Consider the following 15,691-nt stretch of genomic DNA (forward strand, 5'->3'; position numbering starts at 1 on the left):
AGGGCACCCCCTCAGAACCCAAAGTGCACCCCCGCACGACCTGAAATCCTTCCGGGCGCACCGCAGTGCGCCATCGCGCCCGCCCAGCACCCTTTTCCGAGGGCACCCCCGCCCGACCTCAAACATTTCCGGGCGCACCGCCGGGCTCGCCGAAGTGCGTCATCGCGCCCGTCGGAAGACCGCAACCTCCAAGAACCCAACGGAAAGCCACCCGCATCGAGAAGCCCGGCTCAAAAGCCCAACCCTTTCAAGCCCCTTCCGGCACAAGGACGCCCACCGGGCACCCTCACCCCGCGGGAGCGAAAAGCGTTTCCTGGGCCGCCTCCATCGCCGTGATCACCGCACCGCGCAGAATCGCGCCGCCTTCGACCGCGGTGGGGACGACGTCCGTCCGCAGCGGGGAGAGCGTGGCGAGCCGTTCGCCGACCAGTACGGCCAGGCGCTCGCCGCCGGCTTCGCCGATCTCGCCGGCCAGGACGACCCGCCCGGGGTCGAGGACGGCGCAGACGGCGGCCGCTCCTATGGCGATGCGCAGGGCGAGTTCGGACAGGAAGGCCGTCCCGGCGGGCCCGGCGGTAAGGGCCGCGCGGACCATCGAGGCGGCGGCGGCCGCGTCGCCCGCGGGGTCGGGGGCGAAGCCGTTTGCGGCGGCGAGCGCGCAGACCGCCTCGCTGGCCACGAGCCCGTGGTAGCCGTCGTCGCAGTCGGCGGCGTTGGGCAGGTCGCCGCTCCGGGAGACGGGCAGGTAGCCGACCTCGCCGGCGCCGCCGGAATTGCCACGGCGCAGCCGCCCGTCGAGGACGACGCCGGCGCCGACCCCGCCGCCGATCCACAGCAGGACGAAGGTGTCGCCCTCGTCCGCGCCGCGGGCCGCCCGGATCCGCTGCTCGGCGACGGCCGCCAGGTTGACCTCGTTCTCCAGCAGCACCGGCACCCGCAGCCGGTGCCGTACCTCGTCGACCAGGTCGGCGTGCCAGCGGGGCAGCAGGCCGGCCGGGCGCAGCCGGCCGGTGGCGGGGTCGATCAGGCCGGGCGCGCCGCAGGCGACGGTGTGCAGGGGGACGTCGCCCGCGGCCCGCCGGGCCTCGCCGAGCACGCGCAGGCCGGACTCCACGACGCCGGCCGGGTCGGCACCCTCGGGGACCCGCACCGAGGAGCGGGCGACGGTACGGCCGAGGAGGTCGGCGATCTCCACGCCGATGCTCCCGACGCGTACATCGAGCCCGGCGACGTACGCTCGATGAGCGACGATGCCGTAGACCCGGGCGTTGGGACCGCGCCGGTCCTCGCCCGACTCGCCGACCACCTCGATCAGCCCGGAGACCTGGAGGCGTTCGACCAGGTCGGCCACGCTCGGCCGGGACATGCCGGTGAGTTCCTTCAACTGCCCAGCGGTGAGCGGCCCTTCCTCCTGGAGCAGGCGCAGGGCGAGCCGGTCGTTGATGGCGCGGGCGGTACGCGGTGACGCTCCCCGGCCGGGACGCTCACGGGTGACGGTCATGCGGTGATCCTCCCAGACCGCGCCGGGCGGACGCGGTCGACCGTCATCAGGGTCACGGTAAAAACCCCTAACTTTCAGGCAGGCTTCCTGTTAGTTTACCGGGCATGAGTCCGCACAGTGCCGGCGCCGCCGACGCGCCCGTCTTCGACGTCCGCCGCGCCCACCTCGCCCTGGCCGCGGCCTTCGCCGTGCACGGTTCGGTGACCGGCACGTTCGCCACGCGCATTCCGTGGCTCAAGGACCATCTGGGGCTCGGCGCGGGCGCGCTGGGGCTGGCCCTGGCCTGCCCCGCGATCGGCTCGTCGCTGATGATGCCGCTGGCCGGCCGGCTGATGCACCGGTTCGGCTCGCGCACCGCGATGCGGCTGCTGCTGAGCATGTGGTGCGCGGTGCTGGCGCTGCCCGCACTGGCGCCGGGCCTGCCGTGGCTGTGCCTGAGCCTGCTGGCGTTCGGCGCCAGCGCCGGGATGGCGGACGTGGTGATGAACGCCATGGGCGTCGCCGTCGAGGAGCGCAAGGGCAAGTCGATCATGTCCGGGCTGCACGGCATGTGGAGCGTGGGCACGCTGGTCGGCGCGGCGATCGGCGTGCCGGCCGCGCACGCCGGGCTGGACGGCCGGATCCACCTGGCGTCCATGGCGGCGCTGCTGGTGGTGCTGGCCGTACTGGTCTGCTCGCGCGTGCCGGACCTGCACCCCTCCCCCGGCGAGGCCGCGCCGCCGCGGTTCGCGCTGCCGCCGCGGGCGGCACTGGTGATCGGCGCGGTCGGCTTCTGCGCGGTGTTCGCCGAGGGCGGCAGCGCCGACTGGTGCGCGGTCTACCTGCGGGACGTCGCGCACGCCTCGCCGGCGATCGCGGCCGTGGCGTACACCGCGTTCTCCTGCACCATGGCCGGCGCCCGGCTGATGGGCGACTTCGTCGTACGCCGGTTCGGCGCGGCGCGCACCCTGCGGGTGGGCGGGACGATCGCCGCCACGGGCGGCCTGCTGGTGGTGCTGGCCCGCACCCCGGTCCCGGCCATCGCGGGCTTCGCGCTGCTGGGGGTCGGGATATCCGTCACCGTGCCGCTGTGCTTCGCCGCCGCGGGGCGGCGCGGACCGGTGCCGAGCCAGGCGATAGCGGGCGTGGCCACGGTGACGTACACCTCCGGCCTGGTCGCCCCGGCGGCCATCGGCGGCATCGCCGGCGCCAGCTCCCTGACCGCGTCCTTCTGCCTGGTCACCGTGCTGACCCTGGGCCTGGTCCTGGGTGCGGGTGTGGTCGATCCGAGCCGGGGCGAGGTGGCCGGTGCCAAGGCCGCGGTGCCCTCGGGTGTCCCGGCGGCGAGCACCGGCACACCGGCGGAATGACGGAGTCCGCCCGGCCTCGCCCGCGCCACCGGCGCCGGGCACGCCGAAGGGCGGACTCGGGAACGAAGAAAGGTCCGGCGGGCGCGCACGGGGGAATCGAGCCCGCCGGACCGTGTCTCCACGTTAGCGTTCCCTCACGCGGAGTGGAGTACGAACCCGGCCATTTCATCTCGCGGGATTACGCCATGGCACAGGCGCGCCGCCGTCCCGGTGTCCTGCGACGGACGCTCTGACGTCGGGACCCGGCCGCCGGCGGGCAGGTCGGGGGGCGGGTCAGCGTACCGTCAGGTCCTGCAGGCCCACCACGCGCAGCAGTTGGAGCCGCTCGTGGGCGTCCGTGCCGGGCCGGGCGGTGTAGATGATCAACCGCTGGTCGTGCTCGGCGCTCAGCAGCACCTCGCAGTCCAGTTCGAGGTGACCCACCACCGGGTGGCGGAACCGCTTGGTGTCCATCCGACGCACGGCGACCACGTGTTCGTCCCACAGCCGCGCGAAGTCCGGGCTCGTCGCCCGCAGTTCGGCCACCAGCGCGGCCGGGCGCGGGTCGTCCGGGCGGGCGGCCTGCAGGGCGCGCAGGTTCGCCACGTGCGCGCGCATCAGCGGTTCGCGGTCCTCGGGATAGAACACCTCGCGGGCCGCGGGGTCGGTGAACATCCGCCGGACCACGTTGCGCATGGCCGGCGGCCGGGCGGAGAAGTCGCCGAGCAGGGCCGCCGCCATGGTGTTCTGCGCGAGGACGTCACCGAAGTCGCTGAGCACCTGGGCGGGCGTGTCGTGCAGCCGGTCCAGCACCAGCAGCAGTCCGGGCCGGACGTGACCGCTCCCGGCGCCGGTGCGGCTCGGCGGCTCCTCGCCGGACAGGTGGAACAGGTGGTCCCGCTCGTCCTCGGTCAGCCGCAGGGCCCGGGCCAGCGCGGTGAGCATCTGCCGCGAGGGGCGCGGGCCGCGGGACTGCTCCAGCCGCGTGTAGTAGTCCACCGACATGCCCGCGAGCTGGGCCACCTCCTCCCGGCGCAGCCCGGGGGTACGCCGCCGGGCCCCCTCGGCCAGGCCCACATCGGCGGGGGCCAGGCGGGTCCGGCAGCGGCGCAGGAAATCGGCGAGTTCAAGGCGATTCACACCCTCCAGCATGCGGCCGGACCGGCCCCGTATCCAGGGAGTGGCACTCCCCGGATCAGCGGGTCTCTGCCGCTTCCTGGCCGGCCCGCGCAGCCTGGACCACGGGCCGCCCGGAGCAGGAGGCGGCACGACACCTACCCGTACGGAGAAGGAGCGCGGGCATGAGGATTCTGGTCACAGGGGCGACGGGACAGGTCGGACGCAGGTTCGTCCCCCGGCTGCTGCGGCGGGCGGTCGCGGCGAGCGGGGGCGGCAGCGTACGCGTGCTGGTGCGCGACGCGGCGCGGGCCGAGCCGTTCGCGGAGCTCGGCGCCGAGGTGATGGAAGGCGACCTGCGGGACGGCAAGGCGGTGCGGGCCGCGGTCGAGGGGATGGACGCGGTGGTCAATGTCGCCGCCGCCTTCCGCGGGGTGGCGGGCGACGAGACCTGGGCGGTGTGCCGCGACGCGGCCGTGGAGCTCGGCGAGGCCGCCCTGGAGGCGGGCGTGGGCCGCTTCGTGCAGGTGAGCACCACCTTGGTGTACGGCGCGGGGTACGGCCGCCCGGCCGTCGAGGACGACGAGCCCAAGCCGCTGGACACCCGGGGCGATTACCCCGCGGCCAAGCTGGCGGCCGAGCGGCACCTGCTGGGCCTGCACCGCGAGCGCGGCTTCGACGTGCGGGTGGCACGCCTGGCGTTCGTCTACGGCGAGGGCGACCCGCACCTGGCCCAGTCGCTGCGCTGGGCCGGGACCTGGGCCGCACACCACCGGCTCCACCTGGTCCACCACGCCGACGTCGCCCAGGGCGTGCTGCGGGTGCTGCTCGCGGACGGCATCGCCGGCCGGATCTACAACATCGCCGACGACGCGCCGGCCACCGCGGTCGAACTCCACCAACTGGCAGGCGTCGAACCCCCGGCGGACGCGCCCGGCCGTCCGCTGCCCGACCCGTGGGAGGGCATCGCCTCCACCCTCCGGCTGCGCGACGAACTGGGCTTCCGCCCGCTCTACCCGTCGGTGTGGACGGCGCGGGACGCGGGAGTGCTGTGACGGCCTGACCCGCGGGTCCGGGCGGGGTCAGTCCTCCGGCAGGCGGACCGGGGCGATCTCGTCGTAGGCGTCGCCCGGGCCGGGGTTGAGGGGGTCGGTGGTGCCGCCGAGGTGGTGCATGACGCCCCACACCGCGTTGAGGGCGGTCTGCACGGCGCCCTCGGCCCACCCGGCGGTCCAGGAGATGTCGTCGCCGGCCAGGAACAGCCCGCGCCGGCCGGCGGGCAGCGCGTCCTGCATGAAGTGGGTGAACAGCCGCCGCTGGTAGCGGTAGTGGCCGGGCAGGTTGGCCTTGAAGGCGCCCATGAAGTAGGGCTCGTTCTCCCAGGAGACCGTGACCGGGTTGCCGATGACGTGCCGGCGGATGTCCACCCCGGGGTAGATCTCACCGAGCGAGGCCAGCATGACCTCCATCCGCTCGTGGGCGCTCAGTGGCAGCCACTTGAGGCTGTCGTCGGACCAGGTGTACGACAGGCAGATCGCGGCGGGCCGGTCCGGGCCGTTCTCCAGCAGATAGGTGCCGCGGGTCATCCGGTCGGTGAGCGTCATCGACATCAGGTCGCGGCCGGTGCGCGGGTCCGTGTCCCGCCAGAACGGCCGGTCGACCGGGACGAACAGCTTGCTGGACGCCATGTAGTGGGTGCGTTCGATGGCCGTCCAGTGGTCGATCGGGAAGAGCGAGTCGTCGCAGGCGATCTTGGACAGCAGCATCCAGCTCTGCGCGGTGAAGACCGCGGCCCGGTACGTACGGATGTCGCCGGTGGCGTCCGTGACGGTGATCCGGTCGCCGGCGGTGCGGTGCAGGCCGGTGACCGCCGGGCGGTGCCGCCCCTCGTGCAGGGAGCGCAGCGAGGTGCCGCGCGGCCAGTGCACGAGCTTGTCCGGTTCGCGTTCCCACAGCCGCAGCGGGAGTTGCTGGCTGCCGCCGACGATGCCGCGGTGCTCGTCGTCGGCACCGGTGTAGACCACCCGCAGGATCTCCAGGATGGAGTTGGGGAAGTCGGTGTCCCAGCCGCCGGTGCCGAAGCCGACCTGGCCGAATATCTCCCGGTGCCGGAAGGAGGCGAAGGCCGGGGAGGCGCACAGGAAGCCGTAGAAGGTCTGGTTGTCCAGCTTCTCCACCAGGTCCGACCAGATCGCGCGGATCGCCGGCACGTCGCGCTCGCGCAGGGCGCGCTGCATCCGCGAGAAGTCCGCGCCCTCCTCCAGGCAGGCGTTCCAGGCGTCCATCACCTGGCGGTAGACGTCGGGCAGGTCGTCCAGGGTGGTGGCGTAGTGGCTGACGCCCTTGAGGTCGATCACCGTGGACGGGGTGACCGGGGCCAGCGGGTTGGGGAACGGCTCGGTGCGCAGCCCCACCAGGTCCACGTAGTGCTGGAAGGCGGTGGACGACGGCGGGAAGCGCATCGCGCCGAGTTCCGCGGTCAGTTCCGGGTCGCAGCCGTCGAAGCCGACCGTGCGCAGCCGGCCGCCGATCCGGTCGGCCTCGTAGACCACCGGCCGCAGTCCCATCCGCATCAGTTCGTACGCGGCCACGATCCCGGACAGCCCGCCGCCGATGACCGCGACCTCGGTACCGTGCTCGGTGGGCGGCACCGCGCCCAGCCCCGCCGGGTGGGCGAGGAAGTCGTCGTAGGGGAACGGGAAGTCCGGCCCGACCATGGTGATCGGCGGCTCGTGCCGTGCCTGCTCGTGCTGCTCGTCGTGGACGGCGGTGGGCACGGACGTCATGGCTCTCCTGCGGTACGGGGTCGTGCGGGGATACGGGGAGCGGGCGTAAAGGGGGTCGCGGGCGCCGGGGTCAGCCGAGGGCGCGGTACAACTCCGGGCGGCGGTCGGTCAGGTACGGGTTCGCCGCGCGGACGGTCCGGGTCAGTGCCGGGTCCACGTCGGCGACCAGCAGTTCGGCGCCCGCGCCGGCCCGGACCCGGGCGATGCCGTCGGGCCCGGCCAGGCAGCTCAGCCCGGCGAAGTCCCACTCCCCCTCCGGGCCGCACCTGTTGACGTACGCGATGTACAGGCCGTTCTCGTACGCCCGGGTGGGCACGAGGGTGAGCGGCACGAACTCCTGCGGCCGCATCAGCGCGGTGGGCACCAGCAGCAGTTCGGTGCCGGCCAGGGCGTGCGCCCGTACCGGCTCGGGGAACTCCACGTCGTAGCAGATCAGCAGGCCCAGCCGGACACCGTCCAGGGTCGCCTGGACGACCGTGGTGTCGCCCGGGGTGAACGCCTCGCGCTCGTAGGGGCCGTACAGGTGGGTCTTGCGGTAGTCGGCCAGCACGGCGCCGTCCGGGCCGACCAGCCGTACCGTGTTGAACACGTCGTCGCCGGCCCGCTCCGGCCACCCGTACGCGATGGCGATGCCGTGCCGTGCGGCGATCCCGGCGATCCGCTCCGCCGTCGGCCCGTCCGCCGGCTCCGCGGCCCGCGCCGCCCCGGCCGCGCCCAGCGCGTACCCGGTCACGAACATCTCGCTGGTCACCAGCAGCCGCGCACCGCGCTCGGCGGCCCGCCCTGCTGCCTCCGCCAGCACCTCCACACTGTGCGCCACGCTCTCCGGCACCCCGGCCGGCCCTTGCAGCAGGGCAGTGCGCAACGCCGTCATGAAGCCTCTTTCGCCTGGTCAACCGGTATGCGAGCGACTTCATCGAAGGTAAGGCCGCCCGCGACCGGCGGACAAGACGCCTTCATTGCGTCCGCGGCCCCGATTCATTGCGTCGTACGAGGCCGCGACGGCGATTCATTGCGCACCCAGCGCCCCACCCGGGGCGCGGGCGTTTTCGGACGGCTCAGGGGCGGTCCTCCGGCTTGGTCTCGGAGCCCTCGGGGTGCTGCTCCTCCGGCGGGCGGCGGGTCCGTCCGGGCGCGATCCGTTCGGCGTCGCCGCCCGAGCCCACGGCGAAGGTCGCGCTGCCGGGCGAGCGGTCGGCAGGCGGCGTCGCGGGCCCGGGTTCGCTCCCCGTCTCGTCGGCAGCCTTGCGCTCGATTCCGCCGCCCGTGGCCGCCTGCTCCGCCGTCCCCCGCGTGTTACGACCGGGAGCGTCGCGGGTGCTGCAGGTGCCGGACCAGTTGATCCCCTCCGGGTCGCTGCCGGCCTTCGGTCCCTTGTCACGGCGGGGTTCCGCCTGCGCGCCGGAGCCGGTGCCGGTGTTCGGGCTCCGGGCGCCGCTGGGGCCGGCCGCCGTGCCGCTGCCGGCCCTCGGGCCCTGGTCGCTGCCGGCCGGCGGGGCCTCCGTGCCCGTGCCGGCTTCCGGGACCTGGCCACCGGGCTCCGCCTCCGTACCGGTACCGGTTTCCGGACCCTTGTCGCCACCGGCCTGCCGAGGCTCGACGCCGGGCGTCGTCCCGGTCGCGGGCTGCGGTTCGCCGGGGCCGCCGCCGGTCCCCACGCCCGCCTCGCTGCCGGACATCCCCTGCTCCGGGCCCTTCCCGGTATCCCCCTCGGTGCCGGCCGCGCGCCCGGGTGCGCCCGCCGCGCCGACGCCCTCGGAGTCCGCCGGGGCCTGCTCGCGCGTCTCCAGCCCGTAGTAGCCGTACAGCCGCCGCTCCTGGTCGGCCGACAGGTGCCCTTGATCGTCCAGCGCCACCGTGGGCGCGCTCTTCACCTTCCCCTTGTTGAACGGCACCTCCAGGTGATCCTCGACCAGCCGGGCCCCGCCGATCGGCACGAACGTCTCATGGGTGCCGAAGAAGCCCGCCCGCACCGTGACCCACACCGGCTCCCCCGTCACGTCGTCCAGATACATGTGCTTGGCCGGCCCGATCTTCCGCCCCTGCGGGTCGTACACCGGATGCCCCACGATCCGGGGTATCTGCTCGCGCGTGATCATGTCGCCTCCTAGGCCGCAGCTGCCTCCGGCCTCACCCGCCCCCCTAACCGCCGACCGACGGTACAAAACCTGACATTCACGACCAATTGAAGGTGAGGGGAGGGGGGACGCGCCCCGTCAGGGGCGCGAGGCTGCGATTGATATGCGGCTGGCGCCGCGTGGGCGCGAGCAACCACAACGGCGCGGCACCCGGCAACGTACGAGTCGTCCCGAGCCGGTTGCCGCCCCCGGCGTGGGGGCGCGCCCCGTCAGGGGCCGCAGGCCCTGGCACCGGACGGGGGCGCCCCGCAGGGGCGCGGGGAACTGCGCGACCAGCCACAACGGCGCCGCACCCGGCAACGCACAGCCCCACCCGAGCTGGAAGCCGCAAGAGCCCAACCCGGCACAAGCAAGCTCACCCGGGAGAACCCGCACCGTACCGCCGCACCAAAGGCGAAAGCACAAGCACCGACTTCGTCCTGGTCACGAACGGCTCTCCGGCGATCCGCTCGAGCACCTGCTCGAAATGCCGCACGTCGGCCGCGAAGACCTGCACGACCGCGTCGGCCTCACCGGTCACCGTGGAGGCGGCGGCGACCTCGGGGTAGCGGGCGAGCCCGCGCCGGATGTCGGAGGGCGAGGTGTTGTGCCGGCAGTAGAGCTCAACGAGCGCCTCGGTGTGCCAGCCGAGCGCGGCCGGGTCGACGCGGACGGTGAAGCCGGTGATCGCCCCGGCCGCCAGCAGCCGGTCCACCCGGCGCTTGACGGCGGGCGCGGACAGCCCGACCTCGGCCCCGATGTCGGCGTAGGAACGCCGGGCGTCGGCGGCGAGAGCCTGGACGATGCGTTCGTCGAGTTCGTTCAGCGGCACAGCGGGCGGGCCGCCCTTTCTGCTCGTACGGGGAAGGCGTGGGCCGCCGCGGACCGGCCGCGACGGCCCGAGGCTACCTCCCGCCGGGCCCGGATCAGGTCCAGCTCACGTGCAGCGGCTGGCCCTCGGCGTAACCGGCGGCGCTCTGCACACCCACCACCGCGCGCTCGGCGAACTGGTCCAGCGTCTCGGCGCCCGCGTAGGTGCACGAGCTGCGCACCCCGGCCACGATCGAGTCGATCAGGTCCTCCACGCCGGGCCGGACCGGGTCCAGGTACATCCGCGAGGTGGAGATGCCCTCCTCGAACAGCGCCTTGCGGGCCCGCTCGTACGCGGACTCCTCGCTGGTGCGGTTGCGCACCGCGCGGGCCGAGGCCATGCCGAAGGACTCCTTGTACAGCCGGCCGTCGGAGGCCTGCTGGAGGTCGCCGGGCGACTCGTGGGTCCCGGCGAACCAGGAGCCGATCATCACATTGGACGCGCCCGCGGCCAGGGCCATGGCGACGTCCCGGGGGTGGCGCACCCCGCCGTCGGCCCAGACGTGCTTGCCGTGCCGGCGGGCCTCGGCGGCGCACTCCAGGACGGCGGAGAACTGCGGGCGGCCCACCCCGGTCATCATCCGGGTGGTGCACATCGCGCCGGGCCCCACCCCGACCTTGACGATGTCGGCGCCGGCCTCGATCAGGTCGCGCACGCCCTCGGCGGACACCACGTTGCCCGCGACGACCGGCACCCGCGGGCCGAGCGCGCGCACCGCGCGGACCGCGCGGACCGCGGCGAGCATGCTGTCCTGGTGGCCGTGCGCGGTGTCCACCACCAGGGTGTCCACGCCTGCGTCGAGCAGCAGCTTGGTCCGGCCGGACACGTCGCCGTTGATGCCGACGGCGGCGGCGATCCGCAGCCGGCCGCGGTCGTCGACGGCCGGGTCGTACAGCGTGGCGCGCAGCGCGCCGGTACGGGTCAGGATGCCGGCCAGGCGGCCGTCCGCGTCCACGGCGGGGGCGAGCTTGCGGTGGGCCTCCTCCAGGACGTTGAAGGCGTCCCGCGGGTCGCTGGCCGCGTCGAGCAGCAGCAGATCGCGGGTCATGACCTCGGACAGCTGGGTGAAGCGGTCCACGCCGGTCAGGTCGGACTCGGTGACCACGCCGACCGGGCGGCCGTCCTCCACCACGACCCCGGCGCCGTGCGCCCGCTTGGGCAGCAGCGCGAGCGCGTCCGCGACGGTCTGGTGCGGGGCGAGGGTGATCGGGGTGTCGAGCACCAGGTGGCGCTGCTTGACCCAGCCGATCACCTCGGTGACCACGTCGATGGGGATGTCCTGCGGGATGACCGCGAGCCCGCCGCGGCGGGCCACCGTCTCGGCCATCCGGCGGCCGGCGATCGCGGTCATGTTGGCCACCACGACCGGGATGGTGGTGCCGGAGCCGTCCGGCGAGCGCAGGTCGACCGCGTGCCGGGAACCGACCCCGCTGCGGCTGGGGACCATGAAGACGTCGTCGTACGTCAGGTCGTACGGCGGCTGGACGTCGTTGAGGAAACGCATGTTGACTCTCTCACCTGCGGTAATACCGGACAGCGGGCGGGGAGTCAGCCGGCCGGTGTCAGACGGCCTCGCGTCGGTCGGACTGCGGCTCCTCCTCCCATGATCCCCGATCTCCGCCCGTTCCGGCCCGGCCGCGGCGCATGTCTGTGTCTTCGGCCGATTCCGGGCGCACGCCACCGTGGTTTCGGCCGAACGGCCGTACGCATCCGGCAGGGCCGGAAAGCGCCGGGAAGCGCCGGGGACGGCCGGGAAAGGCCGCCGCCCGGCCGGGGCCTCACGGCCCGGCCGGGTCCACGCGCTCCAGGGCCGGGCGGGCGGCCGGTTCGGTGGTACGCAGCAGGTGCTCGGCGGCGGCGATGTCGGTGACCAGGCTGGTGACCAGGCCGGAGCGCAGAACCGCGTCGATGGCGGCGGCTTTGCGCTTGCCGCCGGCGATGGCCAGCACCTCCGGGATGCGGCGCAGCCGGTCCGTGTCGATGGTGATGCACCGCTCCCCCAGGTCACGGCCGACCAGGCGGCCGCGGGCGTCGAAGAGGTGCGAGGACATCTCCGCGGCCGCGCCCAGCCCGGCGTAATGGGCGCGCTCCTCGTCGGTGAGGGCGTCGTGGACGGTGGAGATGCCCGCCTCCCAGGAGCCGACGGACACCACCGCGACGGTCACCTTGTCGAAGTAGCTCATGGCGGCGGCGATCTGGCTCTGCGCGCGCAGGGCCGCGGCGGTCGCCGGATCGGCGAGCACCATGGGCGCGTACAGCGGGTGCGCCTCGCCGCCGGAGACGGCCGCGGCGGTGCGTACCGCCTCCACCGAGCCGCGTTCGGCGGTGCCGACGTCGTACACGCCGGTGAGCTGCACCACCGTGCAGGGCGCGAGCCGTTCCAGGGCGTTGGCCATGGTGATGATGGACCGGCCCCAGGCCAGGCCCAGCACGTCGCCGTCGTTGACCAGCTCGCCCAGCAGCCCGGCGGCGACCGAGCCGAGGTTCTCCGGGTCGGGCGCGTCGGCCTGGTCGGCGGGTGTCTCGACGACGACGGCGTGCCGCAGCCCGTAGTGGGCGCGCAGCGCGTCGGAGCGCTCGGCGTCGAGTTCGGCCGGGACCCGGATCTCGATCCGTACGAGGTCCCGTTCCAGCGCGGTCTCCAGGACGCGGGCCACCTTGAACCGGCTGACCCCGAACTCCTCGGCGATCTGGATCTTGGACTTGCCCTCCAGGTAGAAGCGACGCGCCATCGCCGCCGCCTGGACCATCTCGCCGGGGCCCATGCGCACCTGAGTGCGGCCAGTGCTCACGTCACGTCTCCCCAGTTGCCGTCCGATCCGCCGCCAGCCCTCGCCGGCGGCACCGCCGCCCCCGCCACCGCGGGAGCCACCGCGGGCGCTCATCCTCGCAGACACCCGCGGTTACGGTCGGGTAACTTCATGCCCGCCGCCATGCCGTCGCTCATCGGCGTCCGCCGGCCGCGGCGGCCTGCTCGCGCAGCGACCGGACGGCCGCCGCGGGGTCGTCGGAGCCGTACACCGCCGAGCCTGCCACGAAGACGTCCGCGCCTGCCTCGGCGCACCGCTCGATGGTCTCGGCGGACACCCCGCCGTCCACCTGGAGCCACAGGTCAAGCCCGTACTTGTCGATCAGCGCCCGGGTCCGGCGGATCTTCGGCAGCATGACGTCGAGGAACGCCTGCCCGCCGAAGCCCGGCTCCACCGTCATGATCAGCAGCATGTCGAGTTCGCCCAGCAGGTCCTCGTACGGCTCTATCGGCGTGGCGGGCCGCAGCGCCATCGAGGCGCGGGCGCCCTTGGCGCGGATCTCCCGGGCGAGCCGGACCGGGGCCTGAGCGGCCTCGACGTGGAAGGTGACCGACCCGGCCCCGGCCTCCACGAAGGCCGGCGCCCAGCGGTCGGGCTGCTCGATCATGAGGTGGCAGTCCAGCGGGATGCCGGTCGCCTTGTGCAGTGCCTCGACCACCGGGACACCCAGCGTCAGGTTCGGTACGAAGTGGTTGTCCATGACGTCGACGTGGAGCCAGTCGGCGCCCTCCACCGCGGCGGCCTCATCGGCCAGCCGGGCGAAATCGGCGGACAAGATGCTCGGGCTGATCTGCACACTCATATGCCCAGCAAACCAGATTCCCGGCCGGTGTTGGGCATGCGCCCGGCCACGACCGGGTGCACGATCGGCCACGGTCCGGCACACTGCCGGTTGCCGCTCGGCGCGGCGTGGGACACCAGGGAAGTACAGGGGGCATCACCGGCGGATCCGGGGGACGCATCATGGCGGGCGGAACACGAGGCGTGGCGCACCTGGTGTGCGGGCGGCGCGGCAAGTGGGTGGTGCTCGTCGTCTGGGTGATCGTGCTGGTCGCGCTCTCCCCGCTGGCGCAGAAACTCAGCGGGGCGGAGAAGAACGACTCGGCGAGCTGGCTGCCCGGCAACGCGGAGTCCACCAAGGTGCTCGAACTGCAGAAGAGCTTCGTGCCGGAGACCGCGCCCGCGGTGATCGTCTACAGCCGCCCGTCCGGCCTGACCCCCGCGGACCGGGCCGCCGTGCGGCGGAACGCGACCGCGGTGCGGGGCACCACCGCCCACGGCATCATCGGCGCCCGCACGGTCGGCCCGCTGTTCAACCGGCCGGCCGCCCCGCAGGCCGCCCTGATCGTCGTGCCGATCACCGTGAACAGGAGCGGCTGGAACTCGGTGTCGGACGCGGTCGACCTGCTCCGGGGCATCACGGGGACGAACGTGGCCGGGATGACGGTGCACATCACCGGTCCCGGCGGCTTCGCGGCGGACTCCAACAACGCCTTCAAGGGCATCGACGGCACCCTGCTGCTGTCCGCGCTGGGCGTGGTCGTGGTGATCCTGCTGATCACCTACCGCAGCCCGAGCCTGTTCGTGCTGCCGGTGATCGCCGTGGTCGGCGCGCTGTTCAGCGCCGAGGCGGTGGTCTACCTGCTGGCCCGGTACGCCGGTCTGGTGGTCAACGCGCAGAGCGCCGGCATCCTCACCGTCCTGGTGTTCGGCGCCGGTACGGACTACGCGCTGCTGCTGGTGGCCCGCTACCGGGAGGAGCTGCGGCGGCACGAGGACCGGCACGAGGCGATGGCGCTCGCCCTGCACCGCGCCGGCCCCGCCGTGATCGCCAGCGCCGCCACGGTGGCACTGAGCATGCTGTGCCTGCTGGCCGCGGACATGAACTCCACCTCCGGGCTCGGCCCGGTCGCCGCGGTCGGCGTCACCGTCGGCCTGATCGCGATGATCACGCTCTTCCCAGCGCTGCTGGTGATCTTCGGCCGCTGGGTGTTCTGGCCGGTGATCCCGCACGTGGGCACCCCCGATCCGACCCGGACCGGGCTGTGGTCGCGGATCGGGCGGCGGATCGGCAACCGGCCGCGCACCGTGTGGGTGAGCACCGTGGTGGTCCTCGGCGCGCTCGGCTGCGGCCTGCTCGCGCTCAGCGCCAACGGGCTGTCCCAGGCGGACAGCTTCACCAACCACCCCGACTCGGTGGCCGGGCAGCGGGTCCAGGACACGTACTTCCCGGGCGGCGGCGGCCAGCCCATGGTGGTCGTCGCGAATGCGGGCACGGCGGCCCGGGTGCGGTCGTCGCTGGCCGCGCTGCCGGGGGTCGTTCCGGCCTCGGTCGGCACGCCGCCCGGCGTGACCCCGGTACGCGGCGGCAAGGTCTATCTGGAGGCGACGCTCACCGACCGGCCGGACAGTACCGCCGCCAAGGCCACGGTGGACCGGGCCCGTACCGCCCTGCACGCCATCCCCGGGGCCGACGCGAAGGTCGGCGGCGGGACGGCCGTACTCAAGGACACGGCCGCCGCCTCCGCCCGGGACGACAAACTGCTCATCCCGTTGATCCTGGTGGTGGTGCTGCTCATCCTCGGGGTGCTGCTGCGGGCGGTGGTCGCGCCGCTCGTGCTCATCGCCACCGTCGTGCTGTCGTTCGCGGCCGCGCTCGGGGTGAGCGCGCTGGCCTTCGAGCACGTCTTCCACTTCAAGGGCGAGGACACCGCGTTCCCGCTGTTCGTCTTCGTCTTCCTGGTCGCGCTCGGCATCGACTACAACATCTTCCTGATGACGCGGATCCGTGAGGAGAGCCGGCTGCACGGGACGCGGGACGGGGTGCGGATCGGGCTGGCGGCGACCGGCGGGGTGATCACGTCCGCGGGGCTCGTGCTGGCCGGTACGTTCGCCGCGCTCGGCACGCTTCCGGTGGTGGGGTTCGCCGAGATCGGGTTCGCCGTCGCCTTCGGGGTGCTGCTCGACACCTTTGTCGTCCGCTCGGTTCTGGTCTCGGCGATCACCTTCGACCTCGGTGACCGGGTGTGGTGGCCCAGCCGGCTCGGGCAGCCCGGGCATCCGCCGCGGGTGCGGACGGGTGGCGGGACCGGGGAGGACGCGCGGGTCGAGCCGCACTGAGCGGTGGCCGCTGCACGCGTGCGGACGGCCCGCCGGGGATCC

General features: G+C 73.8%; 12 protein-coding genes. 3 read left to right on the plus strand and 9 right to left on the minus strand.

All coding sequences use genetic code 11. The features are described 5' to 3' along the window. Nucleotides 1-286: 286 nt before the first annotated feature. Entirely contained in the window at nucleotides 287-1,501 is a 1,215-nt protein-coding gene (locus ITX44_RS35195) for an ROK family transcriptional regulator (protein WP_205363155.1), read from the minus strand. A 104-nt stretch (nucleotides 1,502-1,605) separates the two neighbouring features. Here ITX44_RS35195 and ITX44_RS35200 point away from each other — a divergent pair, with 104 nt between their 5' ends. After that, nucleotides 1,606-2,850: an MFS transporter gene (locus tag ITX44_RS35200; RefSeq protein ID WP_205363157.1), complete on the plus strand. Its 1,245-nt coding sequence runs from the start codon at nucleotides 1,606-1,608 to the stop codon at nucleotides 2,848-2,850. 273 nt (nucleotides 2,851-3,123) lie between these two features. Here ITX44_RS35200 and ITX44_RS35205 read toward each other — a convergent pair whose 3' ends face one another. Next, nucleotides 3,124-3,969: a helix-turn-helix transcriptional regulator gene (locus tag ITX44_RS35205; RefSeq protein WP_205363159.1), complete on the minus strand. Its 846-nt coding sequence runs from the start codon at nucleotides 3,967-3,969 to the stop codon at nucleotides 3,124-3,126. A 161-nt stretch (nucleotides 3,970-4,130) separates the two neighbouring features. Between ITX44_RS35205 and ITX44_RS35210 the strand changes: the two genes are divergently transcribed. After that, nucleotides 4,131-5,000 carry an NAD-dependent epimerase/dehydratase family protein gene (locus tag ITX44_RS35210; RefSeq protein ID WP_205363161.1) on the plus strand — a complete coding sequence of 290 codons (870 nt, stop codon included), beginning with the start codon at nucleotides 4,131-4,133 and terminating at the stop codon, nucleotides 4,998-5,000. A gap of 27 nt (nucleotides 5,001-5,027) precedes the next feature. Here the strand turns inward: ITX44_RS35210 and ITX44_RS35215 are convergent, their stop codons facing one another. The 7 genes from ITX44_RS35215 to rpe all read right to left on the minus strand — a co-directional run bounded on the left by ITX44_RS35215 (nucleotide 5,028) and on the right by rpe (nucleotide 13,331). After that, entirely contained in the window at nucleotides 5,028-6,731 is a 1,704-nt protein-coding gene (locus ITX44_RS35215; RefSeq protein ID WP_205363162.1) for a flavin monoamine oxidase family protein, read from the minus strand. Nucleotides 6,732-6,801: 70 nt separating this feature from the next. Further along, nucleotides 6,802-7,605, minus strand: a complete 804-nt coding sequence (locus tag ITX44_RS35220) for a carbon-nitrogen hydrolase family protein (RefSeq protein WP_205363163.1) — start codon at nucleotides 7,603-7,605, stop codon at nucleotides 6,802-6,804. A gap of 184 nt (nucleotides 7,606-7,789) precedes the next feature. Then, nucleotides 7,790-8,830, minus strand: coding sequence for a PRC-barrel domain-containing protein (locus ITX44_RS35225; protein WP_205363164.1), 1,041 nt, complete (start codon nucleotides 8,828-8,830; stop codon nucleotides 7,790-7,792). A 394-nt stretch (nucleotides 8,831-9,224) separates the two neighbouring features. Beyond that, complete coding sequence (locus ITX44_RS35230) at nucleotides 9,225-9,680, minus strand: Lrp/AsnC family transcriptional regulator (RefSeq protein WP_205363166.1); 456 nt, start codon at nucleotides 9,678-9,680, stop codon at nucleotides 9,225-9,227. A 94-nt stretch (nucleotides 9,681-9,774) separates the two neighbouring features. Further along, complete coding sequence (locus tag ITX44_RS35235) at nucleotides 9,775-11,223, minus strand: GuaB1 family IMP dehydrogenase-related protein (protein ID WP_205363168.1); 1,449 nt, start codon at nucleotides 11,221-11,223, stop codon at nucleotides 9,775-9,777. A 274-nt stretch (nucleotides 11,224-11,497) separates the two neighbouring features. Continuing rightward, the gene (locus ITX44_RS35240) at nucleotides 11,498-12,511 is read right to left on the minus strand and encodes a sugar-binding transcriptional regulator (RefSeq protein WP_205363169.1); all 1,014 of its coding nucleotides are present in this window, start codon (nucleotides 12,509-12,511) and stop codon (nucleotides 11,498-11,500) included. A gap of 151 nt (nucleotides 12,512-12,662) precedes the next feature. Further along, nucleotides 12,663-13,331, minus strand: a complete 669-nt coding sequence (rpe, locus tag ITX44_RS35245; RefSeq protein WP_205363170.1) for a ribulose-phosphate 3-epimerase — start codon at nucleotides 13,329-13,331, stop codon at nucleotides 12,663-12,665. Nucleotides 13,332-13,492: 161 nt separating this feature from the next. On the opposite strand from rpe, the gene ITX44_RS35250 reads away from it, so the two are divergent. Beyond that, nucleotides 13,493-15,649, plus strand: a complete 2,157-nt coding sequence (locus tag ITX44_RS35250; protein WP_205363172.1) for an MMPL family transporter — start codon at nucleotides 13,493-13,495, stop codon at nucleotides 15,647-15,649. Nucleotides 15,650-15,691 lie beyond the last annotated feature (42 nt).

Source organism: Actinacidiphila acididurans (assembly GCF_016918855.1).
GTDB lineage: Bacteria > Actinomycetota > Actinomycetes > Streptomycetales > Streptomycetaceae > Actinacidiphila > Actinacidiphila acididurans.